General features: G+C 72.7%; 10 protein-coding genes. 3 read left to right on the top strand and 7 right to left on the bottom strand.

The features are described 5' to 3' along the window. Window positions 1–13: 13 nt before the first annotated feature. The 5 genes from IEY56_RS16325 to rpsA form a co-directional block, all read right to left on the bottom strand. Window positions 14–622, bottom strand: coding sequence for a hypothetical protein (locus IEY56_RS16325; RefSeq protein WP_189037928.1), 609 nt, complete (start codon window positions 620–622; stop codon window positions 14–16). A 230-nt stretch (window positions 623–852) separates the two neighbouring features. Continuing rightward, entirely contained in the window at window positions 853–1,227 is a 375-nt protein-coding gene (locus tag IEY56_RS16320) for a tetratricopeptide repeat protein (protein WP_045864242.1), read from the bottom strand. Window positions 1,228–1,350: 123 nt separating this feature from the next. Next, window positions 1,351–1,986 carry a dephospho-CoA kinase gene (gene coaE, locus IEY56_RS16315; RefSeq protein ID WP_189037927.1) on the bottom strand — a complete coding sequence of 212 codons (636 nt, stop codon included), beginning with the start codon at window positions 1,984–1,986 and terminating at the stop codon, window positions 1,351–1,353. 64 nt (window positions 1,987–2,050) lie between these two features. Further along, window positions 2,051–3,004, bottom strand: coding sequence for a PAC2 family protein (locus IEY56_RS16310; protein ID WP_189037926.1), 954 nt, complete (start codon window positions 3,002–3,004; stop codon window positions 2,051–2,053). Between the two features lie 297 nt (window positions 3,005–3,301). Beyond that, on the bottom strand, window positions 3,302–4,834 hold the full coding sequence (gene rpsA / locus IEY56_RS16305; RefSeq protein WP_189037925.1) for a 30S ribosomal protein S1: 1,533 nt from the start codon (window positions 4,832–4,834) through the stop codon (window positions 3,302–3,304). 381 nt (window positions 4,835–5,215) lie between these two features. Between rpsA and IEY56_RS16300 the strand changes: the two genes are divergently transcribed. Both IEY56_RS16300 and hrpB read left to right on the top strand, forming a co-directional pair. Next, window positions 5,216–6,058, top strand: coding sequence for a class I SAM-dependent methyltransferase (locus IEY56_RS16300; protein ID WP_189037924.1), 843 nt, complete (start codon window positions 5,216–5,218; stop codon window positions 6,056–6,058). A gap of 4 nt (window positions 6,059–6,062) precedes the next feature. Next, a complete protein-coding gene (gene hrpB, locus IEY56_RS16295; RefSeq protein WP_189037923.1) occupies window positions 6,063–8,639 on the top strand; it encodes an ATP-dependent helicase HrpB in 2,577 nt (858 codons plus the stop codon). A 72-nt stretch (window positions 8,640–8,711) separates the two neighbouring features. Here the strand turns inward: hrpB and IEY56_RS16290 are convergent, their stop codons facing one another. Continuing rightward, window positions 8,712–10,295, bottom strand: coding sequence for a lytic transglycosylase domain-containing protein (locus tag IEY56_RS16290; protein ID WP_229711942.1), 1,584 nt, complete (start codon window positions 10,293–10,295; stop codon window positions 8,712–8,714). 544 nt (window positions 10,296–10,839) lie between these two features. After that, a complete protein-coding gene (gene polA / locus IEY56_RS16285) occupies window positions 10,840–13,494 on the bottom strand; it encodes a DNA polymerase I (protein ID WP_189038056.1) in 2,655 nt (884 codons plus the stop codon). 131 nt (window positions 13,495–13,625) lie between these two features. Between polA and IEY56_RS16280 the strand changes: the two genes are divergently transcribed. Continuing rightward, the gene (locus tag IEY56_RS16280; protein WP_189037921.1) at window positions 13,626–15,896 is read left to right on the top strand and encodes an FdhF/YdeP family oxidoreductase; all 2,271 of its coding nucleotides are present in this window, start codon (window positions 13,626–13,628) and stop codon (window positions 15,894–15,896) included. The last annotated feature ends 52 nt before the right edge of the window (window positions 15,897–15,948 follow it).

Genomic DNA, 15,948 nt, shown 5'->3' with positions numbered 1-15,948 from the left:
CCCTGAGGCGGGCTCAGAGCACCCAGGTCACGTAGAGGCTCACGGCCGCTCCCCCGGCGCCGCCGGCCAGCATGTACTTCAGCACCCGCGCGGCCCTGGTCCCTCGGATTCTGGTGCCGACGGCGGCGGCCTGGCCTTTGCCCGGGAATATCCCGGTCGCGGCGAAGGGGATGCCCAGAGCGGCGACGATCCAGGCGAAGAAGAAGAGCGCGATCCAGCGGGCGCTCTCCCCGACACCGTTGGGAAGGTAGCCCCGTCCGGTCTGCTGTACGGCGATCTTCTGCCCGTCCCTCAGAGCCCGGGGCACCACCGCGTCCGGCACGGCGCGGGTGCCGTCGTCCGGGCGGAAGGTGCCGGAGCAGACGGTCTTGTCGCTGTTGCGCCCCGACCCGTGCTCCGTCCAGCACCGCTCCACGGTGACGGTGCCGGGCCGTCCGGCCAGACCGGCCGTGTGGGCGATGTTGTAGGCGGCTATGCCGACGCAGACCGCTGCGAGAACGAAGAACAGCCCGCCGAAGACCCGCCCCTTCCAGCTGGGAGCCGGGAGCGGCGCGAACGTCCCCCCACCGCCCAGCTCCAGTTCCGGCCCCGCTGCTCCCGTACCGCCGAAGAACCGCCCCATGCCCTGCCCCCCTGCTACCACGTCCGTACGGCGCCGCGCCTTCTGCACTCCCCGCCACCGGTCCTGCCCGGCGGCCGTCCGAGCGGACGCGCAGTGCGGGCCCGCTCACGCCACCGCCCGGACACCCTAGTCACAGGGTGCCCGGGCGCCGTAAGGAGGGAGCCGGTCAGGTTCGAGCAGTCCCCCGGCCGGGCCGGACCGCGGGAGGCCGCCGGCGCGCCGGCAGCGGCTCAGGTGGGCTGCGGGGGATCGAAAGCGGCCGCCTCGACGAAGTCGGGCCGCGGGTCGAGCGCCGCGGCGAGCCGGAAGTGCCGGCGGGCCTCGTCGGCACGGTTGGCACGCTGGAGCGTGCGGCCCAGCGCGAAGTGGGCGAAGGCGTTGTCGGGCTCGCGCTCCAGAACGGTCTGGAACTCCATTTCCGCCGGGCGCAGTTGTGCCCCGAGGAAGAAGGCGCGGGCCCGCAGCAGCCGTGCCGCGGTGTTCTCCGGATGCGCTGCGACGACCGTGTCGAGCAGTTTGAGCGCACCTCGCGGGTCGCGGGCGTCGAGCAGCTGCTCGGCGGCGCGGAACTCGATGACCAGGGTCTCGGGGGTGGCCTCGGACACGTTGGCTGCCTCCTCACCGGTGCCGGTGACAGTTGCGGCTCACGGGCGCGGGAACGCCCCCGTCCCCTTCACGTATTCCCTGCCGCAACCGTGCGCACTCTGCTCCCACCGGAGCGGGCTACGTCAGGAGCGCGCCGCCGCCGCCCGCCTGCGCAGCTCCTCCCACACCTCACGGACCCGGGCCTCCAGGTCCGCGAGCGTGCCGTCGTTGTCGATCACGATGTCGGCGACGGCGAGCCGCTCGGCGCGCGTCGCCTGTGCCGCCATCCGGGCGGCGGCCTCCTCCCGGGACATGCCGCGGACGCGCGTCAGCCGCTCGAGCTGCGTCCCCGGCGAGGCGTCGACGACCACGACGAGGTCGTAGAGGGGGGCGAGCCCGTTCTCCGCGATCAGCGGTACGTCGTGGACGACCACGGCGGGGCTCTCTTCCCCTCCGGCCCGCTCCTCCTCGACCGCCGCCCGCTCCAGCTCCGCGGAGCGCTCGCCGACGAGGGGGTGGACGATGGCGTTCAGCGCGGCCAGCCGGTCGGAGTCGGCGAAGACGACCGATCCGAGCCTCTGGCGGTCGAGGGTGCCCTCAGGCGTGAGGATTCCGGCTCCGAACTCCTGGACCACGGCGGCGAGCCCGGGCGTTCCCGGCTCCACGACCTCGCGGGCGATCTTGTCAGCGTCGACGATCACGGCGCCGTAGGAGTCGAGCAGCCGTGAGACCTCGCTCTTGCCCGCGCCGATTCCGCCCGTCAGTCCGACCTTCAGCATGCGTGCCACGCTATACGCTGCTTGCCGGCCTCCCGGTGCCGGCCGGGGAGAGGCGGGACCAGTGTCAGCGGCCCGCGCCGGCACCGCCCGCGCTTCCGCCTTCGCCCTCACGCTCGGCGAGGAAGCGCTCGAAGACCGCCCCCAGCTCGTCGGCCGACGGCAGTTCACTCGGCTCCGCGACCAGGCTGCCCCGGGTCTCCGCGCCCGCGAGAGCGTCGTACTGCTGCTCCAGGCCGCGCACGACGGACACCAGGTCGTCGTCGCCCTCGGCGAGCTGCCGTTCGATCTCGTCCTGGGTCTTCAGCGCTTCCGTGCGCAGCGCGTGCGCGACCTCCGGGAGCACCAGCCCGGTCGCGGACGTCACGGCGTCCACGATGACGACGGCGGCGTCCGGATAGCTGGAGCGCGCGACGTAGTGCGGCACGTGCGCGACCACTCCCAGCACGTCGAGGCCCGCCTCAGCGAGCCGCAGCTCGATCAACCCGGCGGCGCTGCCGGGGACTTCGGCCTCCTCGAAGAGCGGACGGTGCCCCGGCACCAGGTCCGTGCGCGTGCCGTGCGGGGTGAGCCCCACGGGACGGGTGTGGGGCACCCCCATGGGGATGCCGTGGAAGTTGACGGCCATGCGCACGTCCAGACGGCCGGTGATCTCCCGCACCGCCTCGGTGAACCCCTCCCACTGCACGTCCGGTTCTGGCCCGGACAGCAGCAGGAACGGCACGCCGGTGGCGTCGCGCATCAGGAGCAGCTCCAGACGAGGCGTGTCGTAGGAGACCCACCGGTCGCGGCGGAACGTCATGGCGGGACGGCGCGCGCGGTAGTCCACGAGCCGGTCGGTGTCGAACCGGGCGACGGTCACGTAGGGCTGGCTCGCCTTCAGCCGATCGACGATCTGCTCACCGGCCTCGCCCGCGTCCATGTACCCCTGGAAGTGATAGAGCATCACCAGCCCGGCACCGTCCGGGTCTTCGATGACGGCGTCGACCGCTTCGAGTCCGCTCTCGTCCCACGTGTACATCTTCTGCCCACTGTGCGATGCGTGCACTGCTGGCGCCCCTTCTCGTCGCGTTCCTCTCGCACAACGGCCGACGGGGCTCCGCGCATTCCCGCCGCGCTCCCCCGGCCGCCGCACCGGTCCCCGGCACGTCGGCGAGTACCAGCCGCAGGAGGGCGTACGCGTCCTCATCGATCCGTCCGGGACCCGTTCTGCCTCGGGCCCGGCGGGGCGCGAAGTCCGCGCACACGAAGGTGGGGCCCGCTCCCGAAGGAGCGGACCCCACCTCGTCTGCTTCAGCTACCGCTCAGCGGTGAGCGCTCAGCTCTGGCCGCCCGCGAGCTTCTCGCGGAGGGCTGCCAGCGCCTCGTCGGAGGCGAGAGCACCGGCGTCCTCGTTCGACTCCGAGGAGTACGAGCCGCCGCCGGAACCGCCGGCCTGGCCGCCACCGCCGCCGCCCTGCTGCTGCTGGGCGTTGCCGCCGCCGGCAGCGCCTTCGGCCGCCGCCTGCTCGTCGGCCTCGCGGGACTTGATGACCTGCGCCTGGTGCTGCTCGAAGCGGGTCTGCGCGTCGGCGTACTGACGCTCCCACTCCTCGCGCTGCTTCTCGTACCCCTCCAGCCAGTCGTTGGCCTCGGGGTCGAAGCCCTCGGGGTAGATGTAGTTGCCCTGGTCGTCGTACGAGGCGGCCATGCCGTACAGCGTCGGGTCGAAGTCGACCGCCGTCGGGTCGGCACCGAAGGCCTCGTTGGCCTGCTTCAGCGAGAGGCTGATGCGGCGGCGCTCGAGGTCGATGTCGATGACCTTGACGAAGATCTCGTCGTTGACCTGGACGACCTGCTCCGGGATCTCCACGTGGCGCTCGGCCAGCTCGGAGATGTGGACCAGACCCTCGATGCCCTCGTCCACGCGGACGAACGCACCGAACGGAACCAGCTTCGTGACCTTGCCGGGCACGACCTGGCCGATCTGGTGCGTGCGGGCGAACTGCTGCCACGGGTCTTCCTGCGTGGCCTTCAGGGACAGCGAGACGCGCTCGCGGTCCATGTCGACGTCCAGGACCTCGACCGTGACCTCCTGGCCGACCTCGACGACCTCGGAGGGGTGGTCGATGTGCTTCCAGGACAGCTCGGAGACGTGGACCAGACCGTCGACACCGCCGAGGTCGACGAAGGCGCCGAAGTTGACGATGGACGAGACGACGCCGGAGCGCACCTGGCCCTTCTGGAGGGTGGTGAGGAAGGTCTGGCGGACCTCGCTCTGCGTCTGCTCCAGCCAGGCACGGCGGGAGAGAACCACGTTGTTCCGGTTCTTGTCGAGCTCGATGATCTTGGCTTCGAGCTCCTTGCCGACGTACGGCTGCAGGTCGCGGACCCGGCGCATCTCCACGAGGGAGGCGGGGAGGAAGCCGCGGAGGCCGATGTCGAGGATGAGGCCGCCCTTGACGACCTCGATGACGGTGCCGGTGACGATGCCGTCTTCTTCCTTGATCTTCTCGATCGTGCCCCAGGCGCGCTCGTACTGCGCACGCTTCTTGGAGAGGATCAGGCGGCCTTCCTTGTCCTCCTTCTGGAGAACCAGGGCCTCGATCTCGTCTCCGACGGCGACGACCTCGTTGGGGTCGACGTCGTGCTTGATCGACAGCTCACGGGAAGGGATGACACCTTCGGTTTTGTAACCGATGTCGAGCAGGACCTCGTCCCGGTCGACCTTCACGATGACGCCGTCGACGATGTCGCCGTCGTTGAAGTACTTGATCGTCTCGTCGATCGCGGCGAGGAAGGCTTCCTCGGAACCGATGTCGTTTACCGCAACCTGCGGAGTGGTGGCGGTGGTCTCGGTGCTGCTCGTCATGTGTGAAAGGGTCTCCGGTACGGACATGAAGTCGTAGGTACTGCCACGCCGAGAGCCCGTTATCGCACCGCGCATGCAAGCCAGCCGGACACAGCCTTGAGAGCTACAAACCCGAGGGGATACACCACCGATGCGAGCGCGGCCTGCTCCGTCCGAGGCACGCAGGCCCGCAGCGCAACTTGTAGCATACGGGGGCCGCTGGGCATGGTCAATGCGCGAAAGAGCACAGCAGGGGTGGAACGTCCCATAACCGGCGCACCCCGTCGCGATCCGCGCCTCTGTCACGCTCCCTGAGCCTCCCGAAGAGCCTGACGAGGGGCCCCGGCCCCGGCAAATCTCCCTGACAGGAAATCCGAGATCGAGAGAACGACGGCTGGCGTGATGACCGAAGACGGCGGGCCGGAGCCCGCAGCGGTGCGGCGTGCCGCCGGAACCGCCGAGAGCAGCCGCGCCAACCGGCACTGGTGGGACGGGAACGCCGACGAGTACCAGGACGAGCACGGCGCGTTCCTCGGTGACGCCCGGTTCGTGTGGTGCCCCGAGGGGCTGGACGAGGAGCGGGCCCGCCTGCTCGGGCCGCCCGCGGCTCTGCGCGGCCGCCGGATCCTTGAGGTCGGTGCCGGGGCGGCGCAGTGCTCGCGCTGGCTGGCCGCGCAGGGCGCGCACCCCGTCGCCCTCGACATCTCGCACCGGCAGCTGCAGCACGCGCTGCGCATCGACGACTCCCAGGGCCGGCCGGCGATCCCTCTCGTGGAGGCCGACGCCTGCGCGCTGCCCTTCGCGGACGGCTCGTTCGACCTGGCGTGCTCCGCGTTCGGGGCGCTGCCGTTCGTGGCGGAGCCGGTCCGCGTGCTGCGGGAGGTGCGGCGCGTGCTGCGCCCCGGCGGGCGCTTCGTCTTCTCCGTCACCCACCCCTTCCGCTGGGCGCTGCCGGACGAGCCGGGTCCCGAGGGTCTGACCGTGCTCTCCTCCTACTTCGACAGGACGCCCTACGTGGAGGAGGACGAGGCGGGGCGCGCCGTGTACGTCGAGCACCACCGCACCATGGGCGACCGCGTCCGGGACGTGGTCGGCGCCGGGCTCAGGCTCCTCGACGTCGTCGAACCGGAGTGGCCCGACTGGAACGAGCAGGAATGGGGCGGCTGGTCGCCGCTGCGCGGGCGCCTCGTTCCGGGAACGGCCGTCTTCGTGTGCGAGCGCGAGGCGCCGCACGGGCAGGGCTAGCCGCATGGCAGGCGCGGACTCCAGGCGCGAGGCTCTGGCGCGGCTCCCCGTCGCTGAGGCACTGCCCGCGCTGCACACCGCTCTCACCGAGCGCGGCACCGCGGTGCTGCACGCGCCGCCGGGCACGGGGAAGACCACACTCGTGCCGCTGTCGCTGGCGGGTCTGCTGGACGGCTCTCCGGCGCGGAGCGTGCTCGTGGCCGAGCCGCGGCGCATGGCCGCGCGGTCGGCCGCGCGGCGCATGGCGTGGCTGCTGGGCGAGGAGCCGGGTGGACGGGTCGGGTTCACGGTCCGCGGGGAGCGCGAGGTGAGCGGACGCACCCGCGTCGAGGTGGTCACGACGGGGGTGCTCCTGCAGCGTCTCCAGCGGGACCCGGAGCTTCCGGGCGTGGACGTCGTACTGATCGACGAGTGCCACGAGCGCCATCTGGACGCCGACGCCGCCGTGGCCTTCCTCGTCGACGTGCGGTCCGTGCTCCGCCCCGAGCTGCGGCTGCTCGTGGCGTCGGCGACGCAGGACGGCAAGGCGTGGGCCGGGCTGCTGGCAGCGCAGGAGGACGGCCCCGAGACCCCGGTGGTGCACGGCGGCGGGGCCGGCCACCGTGTCGAGGTGCGCCACCGGCCGCCGCCGCGGGGCGTGCGGCCGCCGCACGGCATGCGGGTCGACCCCGCGCTGCTGCGGCACGTGGCGGCGACGGTGCGGGAGTCGCTGGAGAGCGTCCCGGAAGGGGACGTGCTGTGCTTCCTGCCGGGCGCCGCGGAGATCGGCCGGGTGGCGCGGCTTCTGGAAGAGGGGCAGGGCCTCCCCGCCGAGGTGCTACGGCTGCACGGCCGGGCGCCGGCCTCGACGCAGGACGCGGTGCTGCGGGGAAGGGCGCCCGGGGACGGCGGCCCGCGCCGGGTGATCCTCTCGACGTCGGTCGCGGAGTCGAGCCTGACGGTTCCGGGGGTACGGGCCGTCGTGGACGCCGGTCTCGCACGCGAGCCGCGTACGGACCACGCGCGTGGGCTCGGTTCGCTCACGACCGTCCGGGTCTCGCAGGCCGGCGCGGCCCAGCGGGCGGGCCGGGCCGGGCGCGAGGCCCCCGGCGTCGTCTTCCGCTGCTGGGCCGAGGGTGAGGACGCGGCGCGGCCGCGCTGGCCGTCGCCGGAGATCGCCGTAGCGGACCTGACGGGCTTCGCACTGCAGGCGGCGTGCTGGGGCGCCCCGGGAGCCGGCGGGCTGGCGCTGCTCGACGCGCCGCCGCCCGGTGCGATGGCCGCGGCGGGCGACGTGCTGGCCGCCGTCGGCGCAGTCGACGAGGCGGGGCAGCCCACGGAACGCGGCCGGCGGATGGCACGGATGGGCGTCCATCCCCGGCTGGCCAGGGCGCTGCTGGACGGTTCCGCCCGCGTCGGGGGCGAGCTCGCCTCGGAGGTGGTGGCGCTGCTGAGCGAGGAGCCGCCGCGGGAGTACGGGGACGACGTGGCGGAGGCGCTGAGGGCGGCCCGCCGGGGGCGGGACGCGTACGGCGCACGCTGGCGCGGGGAGGCACGCCGGCTGCGCGCCGCGTGCGCGTCCGTCGGCGAAGCTCCGGCCGCGGCCTCCTCTCCGCGGCGCGGCGGCGCCGAAGGCGTCGGTCTGGTCGTCGCTCTCGCCCACCCGGAACGCGTTGCCGCCCACCGGGGCGACGGGGCGTATCTGATGGCCTCCGGGACGAGGGCCCGCTGCGCTGACGCGTCCGGGCTGCACGGTGCGCCCTGGCTGGCTGTGGCGACCGCCGACAGGCCGGCCGGGTCGGCCTCGGCCCGGGTGCGGCTGGCGGCCGTACTGGACGAGGAGACCGCGCGGGAAGCGGCGGCGGCGCTGCGGACCGTTCGGCAGGAGGTGCGCTGGGACGAGGGCCGTGGCTGCGTGATCGCGAGGGAGGTCGTCTCGCTCGGGGCCGTGGAGGTCGAGGAGCGCCCGCTGAGCGCGCCGGGCAGCGAGAGGGTGCGGGCGGCGGTGCTGGAGGGGCTGCGCGAGCAGGGCCCGGGAGTGCTGAAGTGGACGCGGGAGGCCGAGTCGCTGCGGCAGCGGATGGCCTTCCTCCACCGCGTGCTGGGCGCGCCCTGGCCGTCGGTGTCCGACGACGCGTTGCTGGAGCGGGCCGACGAGTGGCTCGGAGACGCCACCACCCGGGCCGAGTTCGCGCGCATCGACGCCGGACGGGTGCTGGCGGGGCTGCTGCCCTGGGCGGCGGGCGACGCCGCCCGGCTGGAGGAGCTGGCGCCGGAGCGCGTGGAGGTGCCCTCGGGGTCGCGGGTGCGGATCGACTACTCGGGCGAACAGCCCGTACTGGCGGCCAAGTTGCAGGAGCTCTTCGGGTGGCGGGAGGCGCCGCGCCTGGCGGGCGGGCGGGTTCCGCTGCTGGTGCACCTCCTCTCCCCCGCCGGGCGGCCGGCCGCGGTGACCGCGGACCTGGCCTCGTTCTGGCAGGACGGCTACCGGTCCGTCCGGGCGGAGCTGCGCGGCCGCTACCCCAAGCACCCGTGGCCCGAGGACCCCGCGGACGCGGAAGCGACGCGGCACACCAACCGGCGGCTCCAGGGCCGGAGTTGATGTGCCGCGTGCTGCCGGCCGGCTGTCCCCGCCGGCAGGTGAACTTCAGCCGGTGGACGTCGGCGGGTGCCGTCAGTCAGTGACCGTCAGCTTGACGTCGAGGGACGGGCCGCCCGGGGTGGTGATGCGGAGGATGAACTTCCCGGTCGTGTCGTCGGTGTGGATGACCGGGAGACGCAACACGCCCTTCTCGGTCAGCCCGAGGAGACCGTCCGCCGTCGTGCCGGTGACAGCGCGGTCGGGTGCGCCGAGCAGGTTGAAGCGCGGGCCGCTCTCGAGGGGCTTCCCCTTCTCACTGAGGAGGGTGGCGCTCAGCGGTACGTTCGCCACCGCCTTGCCCTTGTAGGTGGCGCGGATCTCGCCCTGCTCGGCGAAGGGGGTGCCCTTGGCCGTGGTGAGGCTGCCTGCCGCGAAGGTGAGTGCGGTGGCCCGCGGTTCGACGGTGGCCGTGAAGGAAGTGGAGCCGATCTCCCCGCCGGCGACGGTGGCGGTCACCGTGAACCGGCCTGCCGTGTCGCCCGCGTTGAGCGCGGGCGCGGTGGCTGTGCCGTCGGCCCGCGTCGCGACGGTCCCGTCGCCCTCGAAGTCGGAACCGGTCGCGTCGCCGGTGATCTCGAACTCCACGTCGACGCCCTCGACGGGCTTGCCCGCCTCGTCGAGGACCTTCACGCGGGGCCGCTCCGTGAAGTCCTGGCCCGTACCCGCGGAGAGTTCGCCGTCGCCGACGCGCTCGAGGGCGGCCGGTGTGCTCGGAGTGGGGCTCGGCCCGTCGTCGTTGCCGCCCCCGCCGTCGTCCCCGTCGCCGTCGCCCTTGCCCGGCTTGTCCTTACCGGGCTTGTCCTTGCCGGGCTTGTCCTTGCCCCCGCCCTCGTCCTTCCCCTTGCCGGGGCCGTCCGACTCCGCGCCGGCGCCCGGAGTCGTGGGGAGCGGGCCGTTGCCGTCGGGGATCGCGTGGGTGCCCTCGCGGTAGAACTCGTACCAGGCGAGGACGGTGCGCAGGTAGGCGCGGGAGTGGTTGTAGCTGAGGACCGCGCGGTCCAGGCCGGACTTGGATCCGAGGTCCTTGCCGCCCGCGCACAGGTACTGACCGGCGGCCAGGGCCGCGTCGTAGATGTTGTCGGGGTCGCTGGTGCCGTCGCCGTTTCCGTCGGCGCCCCAGCGGGACCACGTCGAGGGTATGAACTGCATGGGGCCCACGGCGCGGTCGAACCGGGCGTCGCCGTCGAAGCGCCCTCCGTCGGTGTCCTCGATACGGGCGAAACCCGAACCGTTCAGCACGGGTCCGAGGATCGGCCGGAGGGTGGTGCCCTCCTTGTCGACGGCGCCGCCGCGCGCCTGGCCCGACTCGACCTTGCCGATGGCGGCGAGGAGTTCCCAGCGCAGACCGCAGCCCCGGTCCGTCGAGGCCAGTGCCCTCTCGGCCTTCTTGTACGCCGCGAGCACCGTCGCGGGTATGCCCGATTGCGAGCCGACGACGTCGGGGTTGTCGTGCGACTTGGGCGGGGCGGGGGATTCCAGCGGAGGCAGTTCCGTGTGGTACGAGTCGTCGCCCGGGGTGAGGTCGGGTCGGCTGCGCTCGCCGCGGTCCTTGCCCTCTTCCCCTCCGGGGTCGCCGAGTTGGGCGCCGGGGGCCTGCGAGGCGGTCAGCGCCGCCATGGCGGCCGCCGCGAGTGCCGTGCCGGCAACTCCCTTGCGCCACTTGCTCCTCGGGCCGCGCCGTGAGTCGTCCCCGGTCGTGTACGTGGCTGACGTGTTTGTGCCGCGGTAACGCGCCATGAGTCCAGAACCCGTCCTTCTCCCCTGCGGACGCCGACAAAGTGACCTTACGACAACTCGTGGCCTGCGTCTGCGGCTCCTGAGACTCCGCCACCCCGCCGCGCACGCCGCTCGGCGGGCGCTCCCCGCCCGGTGCGCCGAGGGCCTGGGGCGCTGCACGAAAGGGCGGCGGACCGGGCAGGCGGCCCGGCACGAACGGGATCGGCGGAGGCGGTACGGCACGGGCGGGCAGCCGGGGCGGATGGCATCCGGAGCGGACGGCAGGGGCGGGCACTCCGGGATGCGCCCCCGCCGCCCGGGGCGGCACCGGCGGTGAACGGCGCCGCCCCGGGCGGCAGTTGACCGCGCCGGGGCAGCGAACGGTTCGACGTACGACTGCTCCGTCCCGGGCCGCAGGGAGCGGCTGTGCGGGCGGGCCGGCTCGTCAGTGCGCTGCGGACTCCCAGTCGTCGCCCACGCCGACCGACACGTCCAGCGGGGCCCGCAGCCGCACGGCACCGGCCATCTCCCGGCGCACCAGCGCCTCCACGGCCTCCCGTTCGCCGGGGGCGACCTCCAGCACGATCTCGTCGTGCACCTGCAGGAGCATCCGGGAGGAGAGCTTCTCCTCCCGGATCGCCTTGTCCACGCCGAGCATGGCGACCTTCACGATGTCCGCGGCGGTGCCCTGGATGGGGGCGTTGAGCGCCATCCGCTCCGCCATCTCGCGGCGCTGCCGGTTGTCGCTGGTGAGGTCCGGGAGGTAGCGGCGGCGGCCCATGATCGTCTGGGTGTAGCCGCAGGCGCGGGCCTCGTCGACGACCCGGTGGAGGTAGTCGCGCACGCCGCCGAAGCGCTCGAAGTAGTTGTCCATCAGCTTGCGCGCCTCGTCCGGCGTGATGTCGAGCTGCTGCGACAGGCCGAAGGCGGACAGCCCGTACGCCAGGCCGTAGGACATCGCCTTGATCTTGCGCCGCATCTCCGCGTCGACCTTGTCCTCGGTGACGGCGAAGACCTGCGAGGCGACCGTGGTGTGCAGGTCCTCCCCGGAGGTGATGGCCTCGATGAGCTTCTCGTCGTCCGACAGGTGGGCCATCACCCGCAGTTCGATCTGGCTGTAGTCCGCCGTCATCAGCGTCTCGAAGCCCTCGCCGACGCGGAAGGCGCGGCGGATGGCCCGCCCCTCGTCCGTACGGACCGGCACGTTCTGCAGGTTGGGGTCCGTGGAGGACAGGCGGCCCGTCGCGGCGACGGTCTGGCTGAAGCTGGTGTGGATGCGGCCGTCCGCGGCGATGGTCTTGATCAGGCCCTCGACGGTGGTGCGCAGCTTCTGCTGCTCGCGGTAGCGGAGCATCAGCACGGGCAGTTCGTGCTCGGTCTGCGCCGCGAGCCAGGCGAGCGCGTCGGCGTCCGTCGTCCAGCCCGTCTTGGTCTTCTTCGTCTTGGGCAGGGCCAGCTCCCCGAAGAGCACCTCCTGCAGCTGCTTGGGCGAGCCCAGGTTGAACTCGTGCCCGACCGAGGCGTGCGCCTCCCGCACGGCCTGCTGCACGGCGTCCGCGAACTGCTGCTCAAGGCCCGTCAGCCACTCGCGGTCGGCGCAGATGCCGGAGCGTTCCATGCGGGCGAGCAGCGCCGACGTGGGGAGCTCCAGCTCCCGCAGCAACCCGGCCGCGCCCACCTGCTCGAGCCTGCCCTCGAGGACCTCGCCCAGGTCGAGGATCGTGCGGGCCTTGACCATCAGGGACTGCGCCTCGGCCTGCTCGTCGGCGCCGAAGGCGAGCTGCCCGCCGCCGGCGTCCGCGGGACCGAGCTCGCGCCCCAGGTACTCCACGGACAGGGCGTCCATGGCGAAGGAGCGGCGGCCCGGCTTGTCGAGGTACGCGGCGAGCGCCGTGTCCGTGCTGACGCCTTCGACGCTCCAGCCGTGCTCGGCGAAGACCCGCATGACCGCCTTCGCGTCGTGCACCGCCTTGGGGCGCGAGGCGTCGGCGCACCACTCGGCGAACGCGCGCTCGTCCGCCTCGTCCAGCTGGGCGGGGTCGAACCACGCGGCGGGGCCGCCGGCGGCGGCGAGGGCGATCTCGCTGACGCTGCCGGTGCCCAGCTTCCACACGTCGACCGTGGCCAGGCCGAGTGTGCCGCCCCCGTGCTCCGCGAGCCACGGAGCCAGCTCGCCGCGGCCCGGCAGGGTGCCGTCGACCTCGATGCCCGCGTCGGGGACGACCTCCTCCTCCTTGGCGCCGGGGTCGACCGCGAACAGCCGCTCACGGAAGTTCAGGTGCCGGAACTCCAGGGCGTCCAGCAGGACGTTCAGGGTGTCGCGGTCGTACGCGACGCGCTCCAGGTCGGCGGGGCTGCAGTCCAGCTCCACGTCGCGGATGAGCTCCGTGAGGTGGCGGTTGAGGGTGACCGACTCCAGGTGCTCGCGCAGCTTCTCGCCGACCTTCCCCTTCACCTCGTCCGCACGGCGGGCCAGCTCGGCGAACGAACCGAACTGGCTGATCCACTTCGTGGCCGTCTTCTCGCCGACGCCGGGGATGCCGGGGAGGTTGTCGGACGGATCGCCGCGCAGGGCCGCGAAGTCGGGGTACTGCGCGGGCGTCAGGCCGTACTTCTCCTGGACCTTCTCCGGCGTGAAGCGCGTCAGCTCCGAGACGCCCTTCGTGGGGTAGAGGACCGTGACGTCGTCGGTGACCAGCTGCAGGGCGTCCCGGTCGCCGGTGACGATGGAGACCTTGTAACCCTCCGCCGTCGCCTGTGTGGTCAGCGTCGCGATGACGTCGTCCGCCTCGAAGCCCTCCACGGCGAAGCGGGGCACCTTCATCGCGTCCAGCAGCTCGCCGATCAGCTCGACCTGGCCCTTGAACTCGTCCGGGGCCTTGGAGCGGTTCGCCTTGTACTCCGCGAACTCGGCCGAGCGCCACGTCTTGCGCGAGACGTCGAAGGCGACGGCGAAGTGCGTGGGCTCCTCGTCACGCAGAGTGTTCGACAGCATCGAGGTGAAGCCGTAGATCGCGTTCGTCGTCTGCCCCGTGGAGGTGGAGAAGTTCTCCACGGGCAGTGCGTAGAACGCGCGGTACGCGAGCGAATGCCCGTCCATCAGGAGCAGGCGCGGTGCAGTCTCTTTCGATGCCTTCTTAGCCACGTCCCCGATCCTCCCACGCCCCGCCGACAACCCCGTCCGCCCGCACGCCCACGGCTGGTCAGCGCACCACGTGGCACCATCGTGCTATGCGAAAGCCCCCTTCCGGCGACCCCGTCCAGGACGCCCCAGACGTCTCCGCCCCGCTGGACTCCGCGGCCGGAACGGCCGCCGTGGCGCGGTCGCTGCGCAGCGCACGGCAGCAGATGGGCGTGCGCAGGACCGCGCTGACGCTGCTGCGCGTCAACCAGAAGGACGGCTTCGACTGCCCGGGCTGCGCCTGGCCGGAGCCGGACAAGCGGCACACGGCGGAGTTCTGCGAGAACGGGGCGAAGGCCGTCGCCGAGGAGGCGACGCTGCGCCGCGTGACGCCCGACTTCTTCGCCGCGCACCCCGTCGCGGACCTCGCCAAGCGCTCCGGCTACTGGCTCGGGCAGCAGGGCCGGCTCACCCAGCCTATGTACCTGGCCGAGGGCTCCGACCACTACGAACCGGTGCCGTGGGAGCGGGCCTTCGGCATCGTCGCGGAGGAGCTGGCAGGGCTGCGCTCCCCCGACGAGGCCGTGTTCTACACCTCGGGACGCACCAGCAACGAGGCTGCCTTCCTCTACCAGCTCTTCGCCCGCGAGTTCGGCACGAACAACCTGCCGGACTGCTCCAACATGTGCCACGAGTCCTCCGGCGAGGCCCTGACGGAGACCCTGGGCGTCGGCAAGGGGAGCGTGCTCCTGGACGACCTCTACGAGGCCGACCTGATCATCGTCGCCGGGCAGAACCCCGGCACGAACCATCCGCGGATGCTCTCCGCGCTCGAGAAGGCCAAGGCGGGCGGGGCGAGGATCATCACCGTCAACCCGCTGCCCGAGGCCGGGATGACGCGGTTCAAGAACCCGCAGACGGCGCGCGGCCTCGCGGGCGCCGGCACCGCGCTCACGGACCTGTTCCTGCAGATCCGGCTCGGCGGCGACCAGGCGCTCTTCCGCATGCTCAACCGCCTTGTCATCGAGCGGGAGGGCGCCGTCGACGAAGAGTTCGTCCGTGAACACACCCACGGGTTCGAGGAGTTCGCCGCGAAGGCCCGCACAGCCGGCTGGGAGCCGACGCTGCGCGCCACCGGTCTGGAGCGCGAGGAGATCGAGGAGGCCCTGCGGATGGTGCTGGCCTCCCGGCGCACCGTCGTGTGCTGGGCGATGGGCCTCACCCAGCACAAGCACTCCGTGGCCACGATCCGCGAGGTCGTCAATTTCCTGCTGCTGCGCGGGAACGTGGGGCGGCGGGGTGCGGGAGTGTGCCCGGTCCGCGGGCACAGCAACGTGCAGGGCGACCGCACCATGGGCATCTCCGAGCGTCCGGCGCCGGCCTTCCTCGACGCCCTGGAGCGGGAGTTCGGCATCACCGCCCCCCGCGAGCACGGCCTGGACGTCGTACGTTCGATCCGCGCCATGCGCGACGGCGAGGTGAAGGTCTTCTTCGCCATGGGCGGCAACTTCGTCTCCGCGTCCCCCGACACGGACGTCACGGAGGACGCGATGCGCCGCGCGCGTCTGAGCGTGCACGTCTCCACGAAGCTGAACCGTTCGCACTGCGTCACGGGCGCCCGCGCGCTGATCCTGCCCACGCTGGGGCGGACCGAGCGCGATCTCCAGGGCGGCGGCGAGCAGTTCGTGACCGTCGAGGACTCCATGGGCATGGTGCACGCCTCCCGCGGGCGTCTGGAGCCCGCGAGCCCCCACCTGCTGTCGGAGCCCGCGATCGTGGCCCGGCTCGCCAGACGCGTCCTCGGCGTGGAGTCCCGCACGCCGTGGGAGGACTTCGAGAAGGACTACGCGCTCGTACGGGACCGCATCGCCCGGGTCGTGCCCGGATTCGAGGAGTTCAACGAGCGCGTCGCGCGGCCCGGCGGCTTCACCCTCCCCCACGCGCCCCGGGACGAGCGGCGCTTCCCCACCGCCACAGGCAAGGCCAACTTCACCGCCGCCGACGTCCACTGGCCGGAGGTTCCCGAAGGCCGGCTGCTGCTGCAGACGCTGCGCTCGCACGACCAGTACAACACCACGGTGTACGGCCTTGACGACCGCTACCGGGGCATCAGGAACGGCCGCCGCGTCGTGCTCCTCAACCCCGAGGACGCTCGCGGACTGGGCCTCGACGACGGCACGTACGCCGACCTGACCAGCGAGTGGAGCGACGGCACCGAACGCACCGCCCGCGGCTTCCGCGTCGTTCACTACCCCGTCGCCCGCGGCTGCGCGGCGGCGTACTACCCGGAGACCAACGTGCTCGTGCCCCTCGACGCGACCGCCGACGGCAGCAACACTCCGGCGTCCAAGTCGGTGGTGATCCGCGTCACTTCGGCCTGAGCGGACGCTCAGGCAGCTGATAGGACGGTCCGGAAGAGTACGACGACACAGC

It is taken from the genome of Streptomyces daqingensis, assembly GCF_014645895.1.
GTDB lineage: Bacteria > Actinomycetota > Actinomycetes > Streptomycetales > Streptomycetaceae > Streptomyces > Streptomyces daqingensis.
This window is presented reverse-complemented; position numbering and strand designations above follow the sequence as displayed.

What these genes read in the sequence shown, in the direction of transcription:
- IEY56_RS16325 (WP_189037928.1), bottom strand. Translation starts at nt 622, where the DNA reads ATGGGGCGGTTCTTCGGCGGTACGGGAGCAGCGGGGCCGGAACTGGAG.
- coaE (WP_189037927.1), bottom strand. Translation starts at nt 1,986, where the DNA reads ATGCTGAAGGTCGGACTGACGGGCGGAATCGGCGCGGGCAAGAGCGAG.
- IEY56_RS16310 (WP_189037926.1), bottom strand. Translation starts at nt 3,004, where the DNA reads ATGTACACGTGGGACGAGAGCGGACTCGAAGCGGTCGACGCCGTCATC.
- rpsA (WP_189037925.1), bottom strand. Translation starts at nt 4,834, where the DNA reads ATGACGAGCAGCACCGAGACCACCGCCACCACTCCGCAGGTTGCGGTA.
- IEY56_RS16300 (WP_189037924.1), top strand. Translation starts at nt 5,216, where the DNA reads ATGACCGAAGACGGCGGGCCGGAGCCCGCAGCGGTGCGGCGTGCCGCC.
- hrpB (WP_189037923.1), top strand. Translation starts at nt 6,063, where the DNA reads ATGGCAGGCGCGGACTCCAGGCGCGAGGCTCTGGCGCGGCTCCCCGTC.
- IEY56_RS16290 (WP_229711942.1), bottom strand. Translation starts at nt 10,295, where the DNA reads ATGGCGGCGCTGACCGCCTCGCAGGCCCCCGGCGCCCAACTCGGCGAC.
- polA (WP_189038056.1), bottom strand. Translation starts at nt 13,494, where the DNA reads ATGGACGGGCATTCGCTCGCGTACCGCGCGTTCTACGCACTGCCCGTG.
- IEY56_RS16280 (WP_189037921.1), top strand. Translation starts at nt 13,626, where the DNA reads ATGCGAAAGCCCCCTTCCGGCGACCCCGTCCAGGACGCCCCAGACGTC.